Annotated in this window: 25 protein-coding genes; 3 read left to right on the top strand and 22 right to left on the bottom strand. The window is 67.0% G+C overall.

Features of this window, described 5'->3' with window-relative positions; genetic code table 11:
• Window positions 1-63: 63 nt before the first annotated feature.
• Entirely contained in the window at window positions 64-204 is a 141-nt protein-coding gene (locus tag OG474_RS10800) for a hypothetical protein (RefSeq protein ID WP_405062123.1), read from the bottom strand.
• Window positions 205-283: 79 nt separating this feature from the next.
• Here OG474_RS10800 and OG474_RS10805 point away from each other — a divergent pair, with 79 nt between their 5' ends.
• On the top strand, window positions 284-832 hold the full coding sequence (locus tag OG474_RS10805) for a TetR/AcrR family transcriptional regulator (RefSeq protein ID WP_405062124.1): 549 nt from the start codon (window positions 284-286) through the stop codon (window positions 830-832).
• A complete protein-coding gene (locus tag OG474_RS10810; protein WP_405062125.1) occupies window positions 829-1,812 on the top strand; it encodes a hypothetical protein in 984 nt (327 codons plus the stop codon). Before OG474_RS10805 ends, OG474_RS10810 begins: the two co-directional genes overlap by 4 nt.
• Here the strand turns inward: OG474_RS10810 and OG474_RS10815 are convergent.
• From OG474_RS10815 to infA, 12 genes are all read right to left on the bottom strand, one after another.
• Complete coding sequence (locus tag OG474_RS10815) at window positions 1,809-3,491, bottom strand: ABC-F family ATP-binding cassette domain-containing protein (protein ID WP_405062126.1); 1,683 nt, start codon at window positions 3,489-3,491, stop codon at window positions 1,809-1,811. The two genes, OG474_RS10810 and OG474_RS10815, sit on opposite strands and share 4 nt — an antisense overlap.
• Window positions 3,492-3,539: 48 nt before the next feature.
• The gene (locus tag OG474_RS10820; RefSeq protein WP_405062127.1) at window positions 3,540-4,313 is read right to left on the bottom strand and encodes a hypothetical protein; all 774 of its coding nucleotides are present in this window, start codon (window positions 4,311-4,313) and stop codon (window positions 3,540-3,542) included.
• Window positions 4,306-4,839 (bottom strand): SigE family RNA polymerase sigma factor, encoded by a 534-nt coding sequence (locus OG474_RS10825; protein WP_405062128.1) that lies wholly within the window; start codon window positions 4,837-4,839, stop codon window positions 4,306-4,308. Before OG474_RS10825 ends, OG474_RS10820 begins: the two co-directional genes overlap by 8 nt.
• 4 nt (window positions 4,840-4,843) lie before the next feature.
• Window positions 4,844-5,455, bottom strand: coding sequence for a class I SAM-dependent methyltransferase (locus OG474_RS10830; protein ID WP_405062129.1), 612 nt, complete (start codon window positions 5,453-5,455; stop codon window positions 4,844-4,846).
• 166 nt (window positions 5,456-5,621) lie between these two features.
• Complete coding sequence (truA, locus tag OG474_RS10835; protein WP_405062130.1) at window positions 5,622-6,425, bottom strand: tRNA pseudouridine(38-40) synthase TruA; 804 nt, start codon at window positions 6,423-6,425, stop codon at window positions 5,622-5,624.
• A 66-nt stretch (window positions 6,426-6,491) separates the two neighbouring features.
• Window positions 6,492-7,166 carry a 50S ribosomal protein L17 gene (rplQ, locus tag OG474_RS10840; RefSeq protein WP_405062131.1) on the bottom strand — a complete coding sequence of 225 codons (675 nt, stop codon included), beginning with the start codon at window positions 7,164-7,166 and terminating at the stop codon, window positions 6,492-6,494.
• Window positions 7,167-7,214: 48 nt separating this feature from the next.
• Window positions 7,215-8,240 (bottom strand): DNA-directed RNA polymerase subunit alpha, encoded by a 1,026-nt coding sequence (locus OG474_RS10845; protein ID WP_355458750.1) that lies wholly within the window; start codon window positions 8,238-8,240, stop codon window positions 7,215-7,217.
• Between the two features lie 102 nt (window positions 8,241-8,342).
• Window positions 8,343-8,951 carry a 30S ribosomal protein S4 gene (rpsD, locus tag OG474_RS10850; RefSeq protein WP_405062132.1) on the bottom strand — a complete coding sequence of 203 codons (609 nt, stop codon included), beginning with the start codon at window positions 8,949-8,951 and terminating at the stop codon, window positions 8,343-8,345.
• Window positions 8,952-8,976: 25 nt separating this feature from the next.
• Window positions 8,977-9,384, bottom strand: coding sequence for a 30S ribosomal protein S11 (rpsK, locus tag OG474_RS10855; RefSeq protein WP_012923659.1), 408 nt, complete (start codon window positions 9,382-9,384; stop codon window positions 8,977-8,979).
• 38 nt (window positions 9,385-9,422) lie between these two features.
• The gene (rpsM, locus tag OG474_RS10860) at window positions 9,423-9,794 is read right to left on the bottom strand and encodes a 30S ribosomal protein S13 (protein ID WP_132402604.1); all 372 of its coding nucleotides are present in this window, start codon (window positions 9,792-9,794) and stop codon (window positions 9,423-9,425) included.
• Window positions 9,795-9,981: 187 nt separating this feature from the next.
• Entirely contained in the window at window positions 9,982-10,095 is a 114-nt protein-coding gene (gene rpmJ / locus OG474_RS10865) for a 50S ribosomal protein L36 (RefSeq protein WP_008361054.1), read from the bottom strand.
• 35 nt (window positions 10,096-10,130) lie between these two features.
• The gene (gene infA / locus OG474_RS10870) at window positions 10,131-10,352 is read right to left on the bottom strand and encodes a translation initiation factor IF-1 (RefSeq protein WP_012923661.1); all 222 of its coding nucleotides are present in this window, start codon (window positions 10,350-10,352) and stop codon (window positions 10,131-10,133) included.
• Window positions 10,353-10,530: 178 nt separating this feature from the next.
• Here infA and OG474_RS10875 point away from each other — a divergent pair, with 178 nt between their 5' ends.
• Complete coding sequence (locus OG474_RS10875; RefSeq protein ID WP_405062133.1) at window positions 10,531-11,376, top strand: NAD(P)-dependent oxidoreductase; 846 nt, start codon at window positions 10,531-10,533, stop codon at window positions 11,374-11,376.
• Here the strand turns inward: OG474_RS10875 and OG474_RS10880 are convergent.
• The 9 genes from OG474_RS10880 to rplR form a co-directional block, all read right to left on the bottom strand.
• Window positions 11,360-12,142 (bottom strand): hypothetical protein, encoded by a 783-nt coding sequence (locus tag OG474_RS10880; protein ID WP_405062134.1) that lies wholly within the window; start codon window positions 12,140-12,142, stop codon window positions 11,360-11,362. The genes OG474_RS10875 and OG474_RS10880 overlap by 17 nt on opposite strands.
• Window positions 12,139-12,588, bottom strand: coding sequence for a DUF1707 domain-containing protein (locus tag OG474_RS10885; RefSeq protein WP_405062135.1), 450 nt, complete (start codon window positions 12,586-12,588; stop codon window positions 12,139-12,141). The genes OG474_RS10880 and OG474_RS10885 overlap by 4 nt, the downstream gene beginning before the upstream one ends.
• Window positions 12,589-12,647: 59 nt before the next feature.
• Window positions 12,648-13,472: a type I methionyl aminopeptidase gene (gene map / locus OG474_RS10890; RefSeq protein ID WP_405062136.1), complete on the bottom strand. Its 825-nt coding sequence runs from the start codon at window positions 13,470-13,472 to the stop codon at window positions 12,648-12,650.
• A 16-nt stretch (window positions 13,473-13,488) separates the two neighbouring features.
• The gene (locus tag OG474_RS10895) at window positions 13,489-14,061 is read right to left on the bottom strand and encodes an adenylate kinase (RefSeq protein ID WP_405062137.1); all 573 of its coding nucleotides are present in this window, start codon (window positions 14,059-14,061) and stop codon (window positions 13,489-13,491) included.
• A complete protein-coding gene (secY, locus tag OG474_RS10900) occupies window positions 14,061-15,362 on the bottom strand; it encodes a preprotein translocase subunit SecY (RefSeq protein ID WP_405064561.1) in 1,302 nt (433 codons plus the stop codon). Before secY ends, OG474_RS10895 begins: the two co-directional genes overlap by 1 nt.
• A gap of 135 nt (window positions 15,363-15,497) precedes the next feature.
• Window positions 15,498-15,938: a 50S ribosomal protein L15 gene (gene rplO, locus OG474_RS10905; protein WP_405062138.1), complete on the bottom strand. Its 441-nt coding sequence runs from the start codon at window positions 15,936-15,938 to the stop codon at window positions 15,498-15,500.
• Between the two features lies 1 nt (window position 15,939).
• A complete protein-coding gene (rpmD, locus tag OG474_RS10910; RefSeq protein ID WP_132167341.1) occupies window positions 15,940-16,122 on the bottom strand; it encodes a 50S ribosomal protein L30 in 183 nt (60 codons plus the stop codon).
• A complete protein-coding gene (gene rpsE / locus OG474_RS10915; RefSeq protein WP_405062139.1) occupies window positions 16,122-16,721 on the bottom strand; it encodes a 30S ribosomal protein S5 in 600 nt (199 codons plus the stop codon). Before rpsE ends, rpmD begins: the two co-directional genes overlap by 1 nt.
• A gap of 31 nt (window positions 16,722-16,752) precedes the next feature.
• The gene (gene rplR, locus OG474_RS10920; RefSeq protein ID WP_405062140.1) at window positions 16,753-17,136 is read right to left on the bottom strand and encodes a 50S ribosomal protein L18; all 384 of its coding nucleotides are present in this window, start codon (window positions 17,134-17,136) and stop codon (window positions 16,753-16,755) included.
• Window position 17,137: the final 1 nt, after the last annotated feature.

Raw genomic sequence — 17,137 nt, forward strand, 5'->3', positions numbered from 1 at the left:
AATTGGGAACGGCCCCGGTCCGGCTTATCGCCAGGGACCGGGGCCGTTTCTGCGCTTCTGGACCTACGACGCACCATCTCCGGCCGCCGGTTCCCGCCGTTCCGCGGTGAGTTCACCGATCCGGACCCGCGCCTTCCCCATCGCCCCGTGGTCGACGTAGTCCCACGACTCGACCCTGGAGCGGGCGAGTTCCGGAGAATTCACTTCGGTTACAACCAAATGGGTGGGATGGAACGTCTCTCTAAGCAGGCACGGGGGTTTGCCAGAAGGAGAGGGGACTGGGGTGCGAGCTGATGCGCGGGACAACCGGGCGCGAATTCTGACGGCTGCGGACGAGGTGTTCGGGCAGTCGCCCACCGCTTCGACGGACGCGGTGGCCAAGTTGGCGGGGGTCGGTATCGCTACCGTTTTCCGGCATTTCCCGACCAAGACGGACCTGCTGGAGGCTGTCCTGACCCAGCGGCTGGAGCGGCTGCGGCACCAGGCGCTGACGCTGGCCGCCGGGGAGAACGCCGGGCGGGCCTTCTACGCGTTCTTCAGCCAGGTGGTGGCGGAGTCCGCGGCCAAGCTCGCGATCGGCGAGGCGCTGACCTCTGCCGGGTTCGCCGGCGGCGAGGACGCCCGCAAGGCGGCCGTCGGGCTGCGGGAGGCCTTCGGCTCCCTGCTGGCCGAGGCACAACGCATCGGCGCCGTACGGCGTGACGCCGGCCTGCCGGAGGTCTACGCGCTGCTGATCGGCGCATCCCGGGGCGCGACGGCCCGCAACCTCGACCCCGAGGTGCGGAACCGGATGCTCGGCCTCGTGTACGCCGGTCTGCGCCCCGCTGCGTGAGACGTCGACGCAGGGTCGTCCTCCTGGTTCTCCTGGTCTTCGCACTACTGGTTCCGGTGCCGCTCGGCGCCTACGCTCTCTCACTGCGCGTCCAGTACGCCGGTGAGCCGTCCGCCCGCACGCGGAACCATGACGCGTTCTGGCTGGGCCATGCCTGGGTGGACGGTCGTAAAACCGAAGCCGACGTCGCTGCGCTAGCCAAGCGACTGCAAGGCACCGGCGTCCGGGACCTGTACGTGCACACCGGCCCACTCGAACACGACGGCACTCTGGAGCTGGCGAAGGTGTCGCCACGTGCCCGCTGGTTCACCACCGCGATGCGGGCGGCAGCACCCGACGTACGGGTGCAGGCCTGGCTCGGAGACATCGTGCAACCGGGCAAGAACCCCGGCATGAACCTCGAGGACGCAGCTGTCCGCAAGCAGGTCGTCGCATCCGCGAAAGACGTGCTGGCACAAGGGTTTCAGGGCATCCACTACGACTTCGAGCCGGTGCGATCCGGTTCATCCGGATTCCTCAGCGTGCTCGACGAAACACGCGCCCTGGGTGCTCCGCTGTCCGTAGCCGCCCACCAGATCGATCCACTCTGGCAGCTGCACCGGATCCCCATCGACAAGTGGTGGTCCCAGGACTACTTCCGCCAGGTCGCAGAACGCGTCAACCAGATCGCAGTGATGTCCTACGACACAGCCATGCCCCTGCAGTCCCTGTACGGCGGCTACGTCGCCAAGGAGACCAAGCTGGCCCTGGAGGTCACCCCACCAGGCACAGACCTCCTGATGGGCCTCCCCGCCTATTGGGAAAGCAACCCAAGCCACTGGGGCCATGCCGAGACCGTCGCCGCCGCAGTCCGCGGCGCCCGCCTCGGCCTGGCTGATTCCCCCCGCCAAAACTTCGGCCTGGCCATCTACGTCGACTTCACCCTGACCGACGAGCACTGGAACGCCTACTGCGACGGCTGGGGCACTCCGCGAACCTAGCGGGAACGCTGGACGCGGCCTTCGTCCCAGACTGGTTCGTTCGACTCGTAGACGGCGCCGTCGGCGCCGAAGACGAGGTGGCGGTCGAAGCCTCGGGCGAACCAGCGGTCGTGGGTGACGGCGAGGACTGTGCCGTCGAAGGAGTCCAGGCCTTCTTCGAGGGCCTCGGCTGATTCGACGTCCAGGTTGTCGGTGGGCTCGTCGAGCAGGAGCAGGGTGGCGCCGGACAGCTCCAGCAGCAGGATCTGGAACCGTGCCTGCTGACCGCCGGAGAGACTGTCGAAGCTCTGCTCCGCGGCGTGCGCCAGCTCGTAGCGGTCGAGCTTGCGGGAGGCCAGCTCGCGCCCCATGCCGTCCCGGTGGTCGTCACCGCGGTGCAGGATCTCCAGCAGCGTCTTGCCGACCAGCTCCGGGTGCTCGTGCGTCTGCGCGAACCAGCCCGGCCGAACCCGCGCACCGAGCTTCACCACGCCGCTGTGGGCGACCGGCGCGATCGGAACCTCGCCAATCGGCTGGTGCTCCACATCCGGATCGGTACCGCCGTTGGCGAGCAGCCGGAGGAAGTGCGACTTCCCGGACCCGTTGGAACCCAGTACCGCGACACGTTCGCCGTACCAGACCTCAAGGTCGAACGGCTTCATCAGACCGGTCAGCTCCAGTGCAGTGGCGACCACTGCCCGTTTGCCCGTGCGGCCGCCGGTCAGGCGCATGCTGACCTTCTGCTCGCGCGGCAACGCCTGCGGCGGACCGGCCTCTTCGAACTTGCGCAGCCGGGTCTGTGCGGCCCGGTAGCGCGACGCCATGTCCGAGTTGTACGCCGCCTTCTGCTTGTACATGAGCATCTGGGCCCGGAGCTTCGCGTGCTCCTCGTCCCAGCGCTTGCGCAGCTCCTCGAAGCGGTCGAACCGGTGCTGACGTGCTTCGTGATAGGTGCGGAAACCACCGCCATGCGTCCACGCGCTGTTGCCGGCCGCACCGAGCTCCACGGTGATGATCCGGGTCGCGGTGTTGGCCAGCAGCTCGCGGTCGTGGCTGATGTAGAGCACCGTCTTGTCGGTGGTGCGCATCTGCTCTTCGAGCCATCGCTTCGCCGGTACGTCGAGGTAGTTGTCCGGCTCGTCCAGCATCAGCACCTCGTCCGGTCCGCGCAGTAGCGCTTCCAGGACCAACCGCTTCTGCTCACCACCGGACAGCGTCTTCACCTCGCGCCAGCGACAGCGGTCGAACGGGACTCCGAGCGCGGCCATCGTGCAGACGTCCCAGAGGACCTCTGCGTCGTACCCGCCGACCTCGCCCCAGTCCGACACGGCCTGCGCGTACCTGAGCTGGTTCTTCTCGGTCTCGTCCTCCATCATCGCCAGCTCGGCCTTCTCCAGCGTCGCAGCGGCCTGCTGGATCGCGGCCGGCGCGACACCGAGCAGCAGGTCCCGCACGGTGGACGAGTCCCGGACCGAGCCGACGAACTGGCGCATCACGCCGAGACCGCCGGAGCGCGCGACGCTCCCGCTGTGCGGCTTCAGGTCGCCCGCGATGATCTTGGTCAGTGTGGTCTTGCCCGAACCGTTCGCTCCGACCAGTGCGACCTTCGCACCGTCCCCCACCCGGAACGTGACGTCGTCCAGCAGCACCCGCCCGTCCGGCAGCTCGAACCCGATGCCGGCGACTTCTACGTGACCCATTCCCCCAGTCTGACCGGCGCACCCGTCAGCAGGCGAACGGATATCGCGTCACCAGCCCTTCAGGGCATCCAGGTAGGTGCTGCCGGCTGGTCGCACCGAACCGGTCATGAACAGCTTCAGAGGCGCCGCGAAGAGACCATAGGTATGCGATCCGGTGAAGAAGCCCGGGGTGTTGCAGCCCGTGTACTCCACCCAGATCTCACGGATGCCGTCGGCCGTGGTGAACCGCAGCACGATCGCCTCGCTCGGCTCAGCGGTCTGCGGCGTGCACTTGAACACCGGCAGCTGGGAGTTCAGCTCCGGCAGCCCCTTGATCGCATCGACCACCTGCTGCGCGATCGACGAGCTGAACCGCTGCTGCCCGAGCACTGCGTCGCCCTTGAGGTCGTAGCGGCAAGCCAGCAGCCCCGACACCGGCGTACCGACGTCCAGCCCGGTCCCAGCCGGTACGGCGTTCGTCGCCGGCGCCTGGAGAATCGGATGGGCCGTCGGACACCCCGTATCGGCGAGTGGCTGACTCGGCACCGCCTCCTGCGTCCGACCTGCGCCACCGGAGACGGACTTGCCGCCGTTGCTGTCCGCCACGCCCGACGTCGACTCGGCGTTCATCGAGGACGAGCCGGTCATCCGCCAGGTGCCACCGATCGCCACGACGACCAGAACAGCGGCAGCAGTCGACATCACGGCCTGCCTGCGCCGCCGAATGCGTCGGCGTGCGACCTGCGCCATCCCGCTGCTCGGTAGGTCTGTGGTGTTGGCCTGGTTCCGGAACGCCGATGCGAACTTGGGGCCGAGCTCCTGCTCAGGGTCGTGCTCAGGCATCCTCGGCTCCTTCCTTGCTCAGCGTCGTCTTCAGTGCGGCCAGTGCACGGTGCACATGCGATCTGGCCGTCGCCTCCGCGCAGTGCAGCAGTACGCCGATCTCGGCGTACGAAAGCTCTTCGTAGAAGCGCAGCACGACCGCAGCGCGCTGTTTGTCCGGCAGCGTCGCGCACAACGCCCAGATGGCTTCGGACTCCGCCCTGGCCACCGCACCGTCGGGTGCCGACGGCGCACTGCGCACGGGGTCCTCGACCGGTGCCTCGCGACGGCGGAAACGCCGCCACCACGAGATGTGCGCGTTCACCACCATCCGCTTCACATAGGCCTCCGGGTCGTCGGCCCTGCTGACCCGTGCCCAGCGAGCACAGGCGGTCGTCAGAGCGTCCTGGACGGCATCCTCGGCCAGGCTCTTGTCCCCGGTGAGGACATAGCCGAACCGCAGCAGTGCATCGGCCTTCTGGCTGACCCACTGCTCGAAGTCGATCGGCTCCGATCGCGCCTCTGCTGCCGCCAAGGCTGCCTCCATACCCTCAGGACGGCGCCGGACCCGCGTTCGTTGCACGCAGTACCCGGAACCCCTTGGCGCTGCCGACCCGCGTGCAGGGATAGCCCTGCTCGGTCATCCAGCGCTGCAGCGAGTCGCCGCCGAGGTTCTTGCCGACCACGAACCATGCCACGCCGTCGGGCGCAAGGCGAGCAAGCCAACGCAACAACATCTTGTGCAGCTCGGGCTTGCCGATATGGATCGCCGGGTTCGACCAGATCTGGTCGAAGAGCAGGTCATCCGGTACATCGTCCGGCAGCGCGGTGTGCACGCGGTCCGCGACTCCAGCCGTCTTGGCGTTCTCGGCCGTCAGCTCCAGCGCCCGGGTGTTCACGTCGACCGCCCACACCACCGCACTCGACTCGACAGCCAATGCGCAGGCAATCGGCCCGTAGCCCGTCCCCAGGTCCAGGAAGGTCCCCGACCCGGTCGGCGCAGGCACCTCGCGCAGCAGGATCGCCGTACCGATGTCCAGACGGTCCCGGGAGAACACACCGCTCGCCGTGGTGAACGCGTACTCCCGCCCCCAGATCTTGCCCGTGACAGTACGGCGTACGTCGGCGGAACCGGGCTCCGCCGAGAAGTAGTGGTCAGCCACGCTGGTGCCCTCCATTCGAGCTGAGTGCGTCAGCTCCGGTGTTCAGGTGGGTGCATCGCAAGGCGGAGGGAGCGCTCGATGCGGGGTTCATCGTGCGCTTCCGACAACGCAGCGAGGTGCCCGCCTGGGCGCCGGAGATGGCGTGCTGAGCTCGGATGGCGGGCACCTAATGTACCTCTCCCCTGACCTGTCGGGCCTCCAAGGCCCGTGCAGCCAGCTCGTTGTCCGCCGGATACCGCACTTCTTCCAGTGTGAGCCCGTGAGCAGGCACCACTGCCACCGCCGAGTCCCGCACCTTCCCAGCCAGCACTCCGCCAGGCCAGTCCACCTCACGGCGGCCGTCGCCCACCGGGATCATCGACCCCACCAGCGCCCGCACCATCGAGTGACAGAAGGCATCTGCGATCACAGTGCCCTCCAGCAGCCCAGGGCCGGTGCGCTGCCACGAGAAGTCCAGCAGAGCTCGCACCGTGCTGGCGCCTTCACGCTTCTTGCAGAACGCCGCGAAGTCGTGCTCTCCCAACAGCTGAGCCGCCGCAGCGTTCATCCGCTCCACATCCAGCGGCCGCCCTACTCGCAGTACATGCCCTCGCGTCAACGGATCCCAGCCGGCCTGCTCATCGCAGAGGCGATACACATACCGGCGGGCGAGCGCGGAGAACCGCGCGTCAAAGCCCTCTGGAGCCACCGTGACCGCCTTGACGACCACATCCGCAGGCAGGACGCCGTTCAGCGCTCTCAAGAGCCTGAACGGCTCGACAGCGGCTTCCAGGTCGAAATGCGTCACCTGACCACGAGCGTGTACGCCGGTGTCCGTCCGCCCGGCGCATGTGACGGCCAGCCGCTCCGGGAGCCGCAGTACGGTCTGGAGCGCCTCTTCGAGCGATCCCTGCACGGTCCGGAGACCATCCTGACGAGCCCAGCCATGGAACGCTGTCCCGTCGTACTTGAGGTCAATCCGCCAACGCACACGTCAATCTAACGCAACAGCGCCCCCACACCGTGAAGTGCGGGGGCGCTGGAGCAGTACTAAGACTTACTTGTCGTCGTCGGTCTCGCCGGCCTTGGCGAAGCCCGCCGCGGCGGCGTCTTCCTCGGTCTTGAACCAGACCTCGGCGACCGTCTGGGCGTACCACGGGGACTCGGTGGTGTGGTACTTCATCGAGTTCTCGTTGCCCTTGATCGTGAAGCCTTCCGGCGCCGAGTCGTCGGCCAGCGGTGCGGCCGAGTTCTCGAACTTGCCGGCCACGACGTCCTGGACCTTCTCGTCCTGAACCTCGACGGCCTCAGCCTTCGGCTCCGCCTTCTTGGCCGGGGCCTTCTTGGTGGCCTTCTTCGCCTTCGGCGACTCCGAGAGCGCCTCGACGAGCTCGATCTTCACCATCGGCGCGTTGTCGCCCTTGCGGGGGCCGAGCTTGATGATGCGGGTGTAGCCACCCGGACGGTCCGCGAACCGCTCGCCGATCTCGGTGAAGAGCACGTGCACGACGCTCTTGTCGCGGATCCGCTTCATCACCTGACGGCGCGAGTTCAGGTCGCCGCGCTTGGCCTTGGTGATCATCGACTCCGCCAGCGGCTGCAGGCGCTTGGCCTTGGCCGCGGTGGTGGTGATGGCGCCGTGCTCGAACAGCGACGTCGCGAGGTTGCTGAGGATCAGCTTCTCGTGCGCCGGGCTGCCGCCCAGCCGGGCACCCTTGGTGGGGGTAGGCATCTCTTACTCCAGAAGGATTCAGGCCGAAAGTTTGGCCCGGGGTGGGTGTCAGTACTGCTCGGTCTCGGCGAAGCTCTCGTCGTCGTCCTCGGACTCCGTGCCGTAGGCCTCGGCGGCCGCACGCAGGTCGAAGCCGGGAGGGGAGTCCTTCAGCGACAGGCCCATCTCGGCCAGCTTCAGCTTGACCTCGTCGATCGACTTGGAGCCGAAGTTGCGGATGTCCAGCAGGTCCTGCTCGCTGCGCGAGATCAGCTCACCCACGGTGTGGATGCCCTCACGCTTGAGGCAGTTGTACGAACGGACGGTCAGCTGCAGGTCCTCGACCGGCAGGGCCAGGTCGGCCGCCATCTGCTCGTCGACCGGCGACGGGCCGATGTCGATGCCCTCGGCCTCGACGTTCAGCTCACGGGCCAGGCCGAACAGCTCGACCAGCGTCTTACCGGCCGACGCGACGGCGTCACGGGGCAGCATCGACGGCTTGGTCTCGACGTCGACCACGAGGCGGTCGAAGTCGGTGCGCTGCTCGACACGGGTCGCCTCGACCTTGTAGGTGACCTTGAGGACCGGGGAGTAGATCGAGTCGACCGGCATCCGGCCGATCTCGGCGTCCGCGGACTTGTTCTGGATCGCGGACACGTAACCGCGGCCACGCTCGACGACCAGCTCCATCTCGAGCCGGCCCTTCTCGTTCAGCGTCGCCAGCTTCAGGTCCGGGTTGTGCACCTCGACACCGGCCGGGGGCGCGATGTCGGCGGCGGTGACGTCACCGGGGCCCTGCTTGCGCAGGTACATGGTGACGGGCTCGTCGTGCTCGGAGGAGACGACCAGGTCCTTGAGGTTCAGGATCATCTGGGTGGCGTCTTCCTTGACCCCGGCCACGGTGGAGAACTCGTGCAGGACGCCGTCGACCTTGATGCTGGTCACGGCGGCACCGGGAATGGAGGAGAGCAGCGTACGGCGGATCGAGTTACCGAGCGTGTAGCCGAAACCCGGCTCCAACGGCTCGATGACGAAGCGCGAGCGGTGCTCGTCGACGACCTCTTCGGTCAGGGTGGGGCGCTGTGCAATAAGCAACTTCGTGTTCCTTCGCTGTTCGCGACGACCACTATTTGAGGCCGCGAGAGGGTGAAGAACACCGAATCCGGCCGGCGGCGCAAGCCACCGGCCGGAACCGGGTCAGTTCTTCGAGTAGAGCTCGACGATCAGGTGCTCGGAGACCTGGGTGTCGATCTGCTGCCGGGTCGGCAGCTGGTGGACGAGGATGCGCAGACGCTCCGGCATGACCTCGAGCCAGGCCGGGACCACACGCTCGGCGTGCGTCTCCCGGGCCACGATGAACGGCGTCGTCTCGGCGGACTTGCCCTTGACATCGATGATGTCGTGGGCGGCCACCCGGTACGACGGGATGTTCACCTTGATGCCGTTCACGGTGAAGTGCCCGTGGGTCACGAGCTGACGGGCCTGCCGACGCGTCCGGGCCAGGCCCGAGCGGTAGACCACGTTGTCGAGACGGGACTCCAGGATGATCAGCAGGTTGTCACCGGTCTTGCCGGAGCGCCGCGAGGCCTCCTCGTAGTACCGGCGGAACTGCTTCTCCAGAACGCCGTACGAGAAGCGGGCCTTCTGCTTCTCGCGCAGCTGGAGCAGGTACTCGCTCTCCTTCGGACGGCCGCGGCCGTGCATACCCGGGGGGTACGGACGACGCTCGAACGCCTTGTCGCCACCGACGAGGTCGACCCCGAGACGGCGCGACTTCTTGGTCATGGGTCCGGTGTAACGGGCCATTGTTGGTTACCTGCCTCTCTCTGGGTCAGACCCGGCGCCGCTTGGGAGGGCGGCAGCCGTTGTGTGCGGTCGGGGTGACGTCCTGGATGGTGCCGACCTCGAGGCCGACCGCACCCAGCGAACGGATCGCGGTCTCACGGCCGGAGCCGGGACCCTTCACGAACACGTCGATCTTGCGCATGCCGTGCTCCATCGCGCGACGCCCAGCGGCCTCGGCGGCCATCTGCGCGGCGAACGGGGTGGACTTGCGCGAACCCTTGAAGCCGACGGTGCCCGCGGATGCCCACGAGATGACCGCGCCGGTCGGGTCGGTGATCGTCACGATCGTGTTGTTGAACGTGCTCTTGATGTGCGCGTGGCCGGCGGCCACGTTCTTCTTCTCCTTGCGGCGCACCTTCTTGGCGCCGGCCGCTGTGCGGCTCTTGGGAGGCATAAGTCAGTTGCTCCTGGCAAAATCGAGGGTCATCCGGGTCACTTCTTCTTCTTGCCGGCGATTGCCTTCTTGCGACCCTTGCGGGTGCGGGCATTCGTCTTGGTGCGCTGACCGCGCACCGGCAGACCGCTGCGGTGCCGGCGGCCCTGGTACGACCCGATCTCGATCTTGCGGCGGATGTCCGCGGTCACCTCACGGCGGAGGTCACCTTCGATCTGGTAGTTGCCTTCGATCCAGTCGCGAAGCTTGACCAGCTCCTCGTCGCCCAGCTCGTGGACGCGCTTGTCACCGGAGATCCCGGTGGCTTCGAGCGTCTTGAGGGCGCGGGTGCGGCCTACTCCGAAGATGTAGGTGAGTGCGACCTCGATGCGCTTGTCGCGCGGCAGGTCGACTCCTACAAGGCGTGCCATGTGGCGGTAGTCCTTTCGTCGGCAGAGGTGTGGTGGCGCGCCGCGTCCTTGCCCGCCTCGGTGACGGTCGTGCTCACCGGCAAGGCCCCGGCCTCTGTTCCGGGGGCAGCGTCCAGCGTCGTTCCAGTGCTGGACGAGCGTGCGCGCTGTGGTGCGAAAGTGCCGTGCCCTGCTGAGAAAGAGCTGGTCAGCCCTGCCGCTGCTTGTGCCGCGGGTTCTCGCAGATCACCATGACCCGGCCGTGACGGCGGATCACCTTGCACTTGTCGCAGATCTTCTTGACGCTCGGATTGACCTTCATCGAGCTTCTTTCTTCGACAGGTGTTGGTGGTCGTGTTACTTGTACCGATAGACGATGCGGCCTCTGGTGAGGTCGTACGGCGACAGCTCCACGACGACCCGGTCCTCGGGGAGAATCCGGATGTAGTGCTGCCTCATCTTGCCGCTGATGTGCGCGAGCACCTTGTGCCCATTGGACAGTTCAACACGGAACATCGCGTTCGGCAGGGCCTCGACGATGGTGCCCTCGAGTTCGATAACTCCCTCTTTTTTGGGCATGTCCTCGCACTTCTGTAGACGTGACTGACTATGGCTCCAAAGAGCCAACAACCGAGTGTACGTCACCACCGCACCCGAAACCCAATCGGCGGCCGAAGGCCTACTTACCGGTCGGGTAGTACCCCACTATTTAGTGGGTACTTGTCGGTCCCAAAGTGCTGCCCGCAGGGTTGCGGGTATGAAGACACCCGTCACCGTTCTCGGCCTGGGAGCGATGGGAACAGCCCTCGCCCAGGCCTTCCTGGCCGCCGGCCACCCGACCACCGTCTGGAACCGCACGCCCGGCCGCTCCCCCGAACTCGAAGGCGCCATCCGCGCGACCACAGCGGCCGAGGCGGTCGCCGCCAGCCCGCTGGTGGTCGTCTGTCTGCTCATCGACACCACCGTCCGCGAGACCCTCGAGGGCATCGACGTCACCGGTCGCGTGATCGTCAACCTCACCAACGGCACCCCGGACCAGGCCCGCTCGCTGGAGGCCGCCGTACCGGGTGCTGCCTATCTGGACGGCGGGATCATGGCCGTCCCCGCGATGATCGGTGGTCCGCACGCGTTCATCCTGTACAGCGGAGACACGGCCGCCTACGAACGCCATCAGGCCGACCTCGCCGTACTGGCTCGTCCCCTGTACGTCGGCGCGGACGCCGGACTGGCCGCCCTGTACGACATCGCTCTACTGAGCGCCATGTACGGCATGTTCGGCGGCGCCCAGCACGCACTGGCCCTGGTGCACAGCGCCAAGATCCCGGCCGTCGAGTTCACCGAGCAACTGCTGGTGCCGTGGGTGACCGCGATGCTGGGCTCGCTCCCCCAGATGGCCGCTGACCTCGACCAGCCGTCGGAGCGCGGTGCGGCTGGATCGAACCTGGCCATGCAAGCCGCGGCGTACCACAACCTGCTCGACACGGCGGTTGCTCAAGGGGTCGACCCGATGCTGCTGGTGCCGATGGGTGCACTCCTGCAGAAGGCCGTGGCTTCCGGTCACGGCGACGAGGATCTCGCCGCCCTGATCAGGTTGCTCGGGTAGCCGCCCACTGCTCGCCCTCGCGCCACAGCTGCTCGGGCATCAGGTCCAGCAGGTCGCAGGCAGCATCAAGATGCGCGAGCGCGGTGGTGGTGTCCCGGTACGCCGGGAAGATCGCCACGAACCGGCGTCCCTCACAACTGAAGCCGAACGGGGCGACGCCGGTCAGCACCTCGACCGCACGGGGGTGCAGGAGGGCCTGGGCGTGGTCCTCACGGCCGTTGAAGAGGTCGTAGTGCCCTGGGAGCCCAGCGACGTCCAAGCGCAGCGGAAGCAGACCGGCGGCCGCGACCGGTGCCAGTCCGGACGGCAGAACCTGCATCGGCGGCAGCGGGCGGTCGACCTGGAGATCGAGGAACTCGAAACCGAGGTTGCGGCGCCGGACGCGGTGCCGGAACTCACCGGTGACGAACTCCCGGCCACGATGCCGCCCGGTGGTCACCTCGGCCACGTCGGCCCGCGGATCCAGGTCGAACGGCGGGAACGGCCAGCGCTCGAGCACCTCCGGCCCGGCCGCCGAGATCCGCCAGCCGAGCTCGCGGGCCGCTCGCGCCCACGCCTTCTGCCGCCGTACGTCGGCCATCCGCATCGCCAGCGTGAACGCCACCAGCACCACGAACCAGGCGAGCATGAACCAGCCCACCCAGCGCGGCTCGACCAGGAGCCCGACGATCACCAGCGGTACGGCGACAGCGAACCAGATCACGTAGACGAGTACGGATCCCTGTCGCAGCTGCCAGGCGAGCGCCGGCCGGAGCTGCCGGGTCAACGGCGCTTTCCGAGCCTGCCGAGGGCGATGAACGCCCACGGGATCAGCAGCCACACCGGCCAGAAGTTCGGCCAGTGCCCGTTGTGGGCGATCCCGATCACGAACCAGATGACCACGTTGATCAGCACCACGCCGGTGAAGCCACCGCCCAGCGCCATCAGCCCGCCGTTGCGGCGCGGCTGGACCTCCTTCGTCGGGAACTCCCCCGGCGCGGGCGCCGGCTTCTGGTCCTGGACGACGGCAGGGGTCTCATAGGTCTTCATCGCCGGCAGGTCGCGCACCAGCGGCTCCAGCTCGCCATAGGTCTGTACGACGTACAGCTGGTCGAGGCGCGACGAGAACTCGGGCTGGTCCAGCCGGCCGTCGGCGAACGCATCCCGCAACCGACCAGCAATCTTCTCGCGGTCGGCTTCGGTGAATCGCTGATGCGGCTGGTACTGAGACATGCCTCAAGTGTGCCTCAGCCGCAGTCCCGCCGCGTCCCCCGATGGGCGGACGCGGACCGTCAATCGGCCAGGGCCCCGCAGGTAATCCCGAGCTCGGCCAGCTTGGCCGCGCCGCCGTCGAGGGCGGTCAGCACCCACGGCCCTTGCGGAGTGAGAGTGAACGTGTGCTCGGTGTGAGCGGCCGCGCGACCGTCGTCGGTCACCACGGTCCAGTCGTCGTCGAGCGTGTGGTTGTCCTGCTTGCCCAGCGTCAGCATCGGCTCGACCGCGAGCGCGAGGCCCTCGACCAGCTTCGGGCCGCGCCCGGGCTTGCCGAAGTTCGGCACGTTCGGCGGCTGGTGCATCGCCGAACCGATCCCGTGCCCGACGAAGTCCTCGACGATCCCGTACGCCGAGTTGGCGCGCACGTGGGCCTCGACCGCGGCCGAGATGTCGGTCAACCGGCCACCGAGCTTCGCCGCGGCGAAGCCCCGCCACATCGACTCCTCGCAGATCCGGGCCAGCTCGAGCAGGTCGTCGCCGACCGTCCCGACCGGGACCGAGATCGCGGCGTCGCCGTGCCAGCCGTTGACGATCGCACCGCAGTCGATCGAGATCAGGTCGCCCTCGGCGAGTACCCGCTCACCGGGGATGCCGTGCACGATCTCGTCGTTCACCGAGGCGCAGATCGAGCCGGTGAAGCCGTGGTAGCCCTTGAACGACGGGGTGGCGCCCGACGACCGGATGTTGTCCTCGGCGATCGCGTCGAGCTCGCCGGTACTGATGCCGGGCTTCACCGCATCCCGGAGCAGCTCCAGCGTGCGGCCGACCACCAGGCCGGCCGCTCGCATGGCGAGGATCTGTTCGCGGGTCTTGATCTCGATCCCGCGGTCCTTAAAAATCACAGCAGATCATTCCGCTTCAGTCGGTCAGCGACTTGAGCGCCGCGATCACGCGCTCGCTGACCTCGTCGATCTCGCCGACGCCGTCCACCTCGACCAGCAGACCGCGCTGGCCGTAGACCGCCAGCAGCGGCTTGGTCTCGGCGGTGTACACGTCCTGACGGTGCCGGATGACCTCTTCGGAGTCGTCCGTGCGGCCGTCGGTGTGGGCGCGCTTGGACATCCGGTCCACCAGTACGTCGATGTCGGCGACCAGCGCCACCACCGCGTCCAGCTTGTGGCCGTGCTCGGCCAGGATGTCGTCCAGCGTGCCCACCTGGGCGAGGGTGCGCGGGTACCCGTCGAGCAGGAACCCGTCACCGGCGTCGGCCTCCGACAACCGGTCGCGCACCATCGCGTTGGTGACCTCGTCGGGGACGTAGTCCCCGGCATCCATGAAGCGCTTGGCTTCGAGACCGAGCGGCGTCTCGTCCTTCACGTTCGCTCGGAAGATGTCGCCGGTGGACACGGCCGGGATATTCAGGCGTTCCGCAAGCACCTTTGCCTGCGTGCCCTTGCCCGCCCCGGGCGGACCCATCAGCAACATTCTCATCAGCGCAGGAACCCTTCGTAGTTACGTTGCTGCAGCTGAGACTCGATCTGCTTCACCGTGTCCAGGCCCACGCCGACCATGATCAGGATCGACGTACCACCGAAGGGGAAGTTCTGGTTCGCACCGGCCAGGACCAGCGCGATCAGCGGAATCAGCGACAGCACGGCCAGGTAGATGGCACCCGGCAGTGTGATGCGGTTCAGCACGTACGCCAGGTATTCCTCGGTCGGCCGGCCGGCCCGGATGCCCGGGATGAAGCCGCCGTACTTCTTCATGTTGTCCGCGACTTCCTTCGGGTTGAAGGTGATCGAGACGTAGAAGTAGGTGAAGAACAGGATCAAGGCGACGTACGTAGCCATGTAAATGGGGTGGTCGCCCTTGACCAGGTTCCCTTGGATCCAGATCGCCCAGGGTTTGTCGGCCTGGAACTGACTGACAAGCACTGGTAGATACAGCAGGCTGGAGGCGAAGATGACCGGGATGACGCCGGCCTGGTTCACCTTCAGTGGGATGTAGGTGGAGGTGCCGCCGAACATCTTGCGGCCGACCATCCGTTTGGCGTACTGCACCGGGATCCGGCGCTGCGCCTGTTCGATGAAGATGACCGCGGCCATGATGACCAGACCGACGGCGATCACGATGAAGAACGTCGCGAAGCCCTTGGTCTTGCGGATGCTCCACAGGTTGGTCGGGAAGGTCGCGACGATCTGGGTGAAGATCAGGATCGACATGCCGTTACCGACACCACGGTCGGTGATCAGCTCACCCAGCCACATGATCACGCCGGTACCGGCGGTCATGGTCAGCACCATCACGGTGACGTGGAACCAGTCGTCCTTGTACAGCAGCGGCTCGGTGCAGCCCTGGAACAGGCGGCCCGGGGTCCGGGCGAGCGCCACGAACGCGGTCGACTGCAGGATCGCCAGACCGACGGTCAGGAACCGGGTGTACTGGGTGATCTTCGACTGGCCCGCCTGGCCTTCCTTCTTCAGCGACTCCAGCCGCGGGATCACCACGGTGAGCAGCTGCAGGATGATGCTGGCGGTGATGTACGGCATGATGCCCAGCGCGAAGATCGCGAGCTGGAGCAGTGCGCCGCCGGAGAACAGGTTGATCAAGTTGTAGAGATTGGCATTCGTGCCCGTCTCAGTTCCCTTGATACACGTGTGCAGCGACTGGACGTTCACGCCGGGGGCCGGCACGACGGAGCCGATCCGGAAGATCACGACGATGAAGAGCACGAACAAGATCTTCCGGCGCAGGTCCGGAGTCTTGAACGCGTTGGCAAAGGCGCCTAACACCCTGTCCTCCCACATGTTTCCTCTGCCCCGGGCAGGGCAGGGGTCTGGCATAGCAGCCGGGCAAGAGACGAACCAGGGCCCGTCCGACCGGTGCAGAGTATCAAGCACCGGGCGTTACGAGCCCTGGACCGCATGTCACACCTTGGTGGTAGTCCCCCCGGCGGCCTGGATCTTGTCCAGAGCCGACTTCGAGAACTTGTGCGCCGAGATCTGCAGAGCGACGGTCAGTTCGCCGTCACCCAGTACCTTCACCGGCTGACCACGACGGACCGCACCCTTGGCCACGAGCTCGGCAATGCCGATCTCGCCACCTTCGGGGAACAGTTGTCCGAGCTTGTCCAGGTTAACGACCTGGAACTCCACTCGGTTCCTGCTCTTGAAGCCCTTCAGCTTCGGGAGCCGCATGTGCTGCGGCATCTGGCCACCCTCGAAGTACTCGGGGATGTTGTTACGGGCCTTGCTGCCCTTGGTACCGCGGCCGGCCGTCTTACCCTTGGAACCCTCACCACGACCCACACGGGTCTTGGCGGTCTTGGCTCCGGGCGCCGGACGCAGGTGGTGAACCTTGAGCGCCATGTCAGTCAACCTCTTCGACGGTGATGAGGTGGCGAACCGCGCGCACCATGCCACGCACCTCGGGACGGTCTTCGTGGACGGCGCTGTCGCCGATCCGCTTGACGCCCAGGGTCCGCAGCGTGTCGCGCTGGTTCTGCTTGCCACCGATGCCGGAACGGGTCTGAGTCACCTTCAAGCGTGCCATCAGGATGCTGCCTCCGCCCGCGCCTTCAGCAGTGCCGCCGGAGCGACGTGCTCGACCGGCATGCCACGGCGCGCGGCCACGGCTTCCGGGGTCTCCAGGGCCTGCAGCGCGGCCACCGTGGCGTGAACCACGTTGATCGCGTTGGAGGAACCCAGCGACTTGCTCAGGATGTCGTGGATCCCGGCGCACTCCAGTACGGCGCGCGCCGAGCCACCCGCGATCACACCGGTACCGGGAGCGGCCGGACGCAGCATGACAACGCCTGCGGCCTTCTCGCCCTGGACCGGGTGCGGGATGGTGCCCTGGATCCGCGGCACCTTGAAGAACGACTTCTTGGCCTCCTCGACACCCTTGGCGATCGCCGCGGGCACCTCCTTGGCCTTGCCGTATCCCACACCGACGGTGCCTTCACCGTCGCCGACGACCACGAGGGCGGTGAAGCTGAAGCGACGACCACCCTTCACGACCTTGGCAACACGGTTGATGGCAACCACGCGCTCGATGTAGGCGGTCTTGTCAGCTGCCTGACCGCGACCACCGTCGCGGCCGCGGCGCTCACCACCGGCGCCGCCTCCGCGACGCTGCTGGCCTCCGCTCATTTCGAACTACCTTCTTCCTTGTGTGAAGCCATCAGAACCCAAGTCCGTTCTCACGGGCGGCGTCGGCCAGAGCCGCGATGCGGCCGTGGTACTTGTTGCCGGCCCGATCGAAGACGACCGAGTCGATCCCCGCAGCCTTGGCGCGGTCGGCGATCAGGCCGCCGACGGTCTTGGCCTTGTCCGTCTTGTTGTCCGACGCACCGCGCAGGTCGGCCTCCATGGTGGAGGCGGAGACCAGCGTCTTGCCGGCGACATCGTCGATGACCTGAGCGAACAGGTGCTTCGAGGACTTGCTGACCACCAGACGCGGCCGGTCGGCCGTGCCGTTGATCTTCTTCCGGACCCGAATCTGGCGACGCAGACGCGACGCCGTCTTCTTGGCGGAGTGCTTGTTGTGACGCAGTCCGATCGCCATG

The organism is Kribbella sp. NBC_01505 (assembly GCF_045040285.1).
Classification (GTDB): domain Bacteria; phylum Actinomycetota; class Actinomycetes; order Propionibacteriales; family Kribbellaceae; genus Kribbella.

What these genes read in the sequence shown, in the direction of transcription:
- OG474_RS10815 (WP_405062126.1), bottom strand. Translation starts at nt 3,491, where the DNA reads ATGGGTCACGTAGAAGTCGCCGGCATCGGGTTCGAGCTGCCGGACGGG.
- OG474_RS10820 (WP_405062127.1), bottom strand. Translation starts at nt 4,313, where the DNA reads ATGCCTGAGCACGACCCTGAGCAGGAGCTCGGCCCCAAGTTCGCATCG.
- OG474_RS10825 (WP_405062128.1), bottom strand. Translation starts at nt 4,839, where the DNA reads ATGGAGGCAGCCTTGGCGGCAGCAGAGGCGCGATCGGAGCCGATCGAC.
- rplQ (WP_405062131.1), bottom strand. Translation starts at nt 7,166, where the DNA reads ATGCCTACCCCCACCAAGGGTGCCCGGCTGGGCGGCAGCCCGGCGCAC.
- rpsD (WP_405062132.1), bottom strand. Translation starts at nt 8,951, where the DNA reads ATGGCCCGTTACACCGGACCCATGACCAAGAAGTCGCGCCGTCTCGGG.
- rpsK (WP_012923659.1), bottom strand. Translation starts at nt 9,384, where the DNA reads ATGCCTCCCAAGAGCCGCACAGCGGCCGGCGCCAAGAAGGTGCGCCGC.
- rpsM (WP_132402604.1), bottom strand. Translation starts at nt 9,794, where the DNA reads ATGGCACGCCTTGTAGGAGTCGACCTGCCGCGCGACAAGCGCATCGAG.
- rpmJ (WP_008361054.1), bottom strand. Translation starts at nt 10,095, where the DNA reads ATGAAGGTCAATCCGAGCGTCAAGAAGATCTGCGACAAGTGCAAGGTG.
- infA (WP_012923661.1), bottom strand. Translation starts at nt 10,352, where the DNA reads ATGCCCAAAAAAGAGGGAGTTATCGAACTCGAGGGCACCATCGTCGAG.
- OG474_RS10875 (WP_405062133.1), top strand. Translation starts at nt 10,531, where the DNA reads ATGAAGACACCCGTCACCGTTCTCGGCCTGGGAGCGATGGGAACAGCC.
- OG474_RS10885 (WP_405062135.1), bottom strand. Translation starts at nt 12,588, where the DNA reads ATGTCTCAGTACCAGCCGCATCAGCGATTCACCGAAGCCGACCGCGAG.
- OG474_RS10895 (WP_405062137.1), bottom strand. Translation starts at nt 14,061, where the DNA reads ATGAGAATGTTGCTGATGGGTCCGCCCGGGGCGGGCAAGGGCACGCAG.
- rplO (WP_405062138.1), bottom strand. Translation starts at nt 15,938, where the DNA reads ATGGCGCTCAAGGTTCACCACCTGCGTCCGGCGCCCGGAGCCAAGACC.
- rpmD (WP_132167341.1), bottom strand. Translation starts at nt 16,122, where the DNA reads ATGGCACGCTTGAAGGTGACTCAGACCCGTTCCGGCATCGGTGGCAAG.
- rpsE (WP_405062139.1), bottom strand. Translation starts at nt 16,721, where the DNA reads ATGAGCGGAGGCCAGCAGCGTCGCGGAGGCGGCGCCGGTGGTGAGCGC.
- rplR (WP_405062140.1), bottom strand. Translation starts at nt 17,136, where the DNA reads ATGGCGATCGGACTGCGTCACAACAAGCACTCCGCCAAGAAGACGGCG.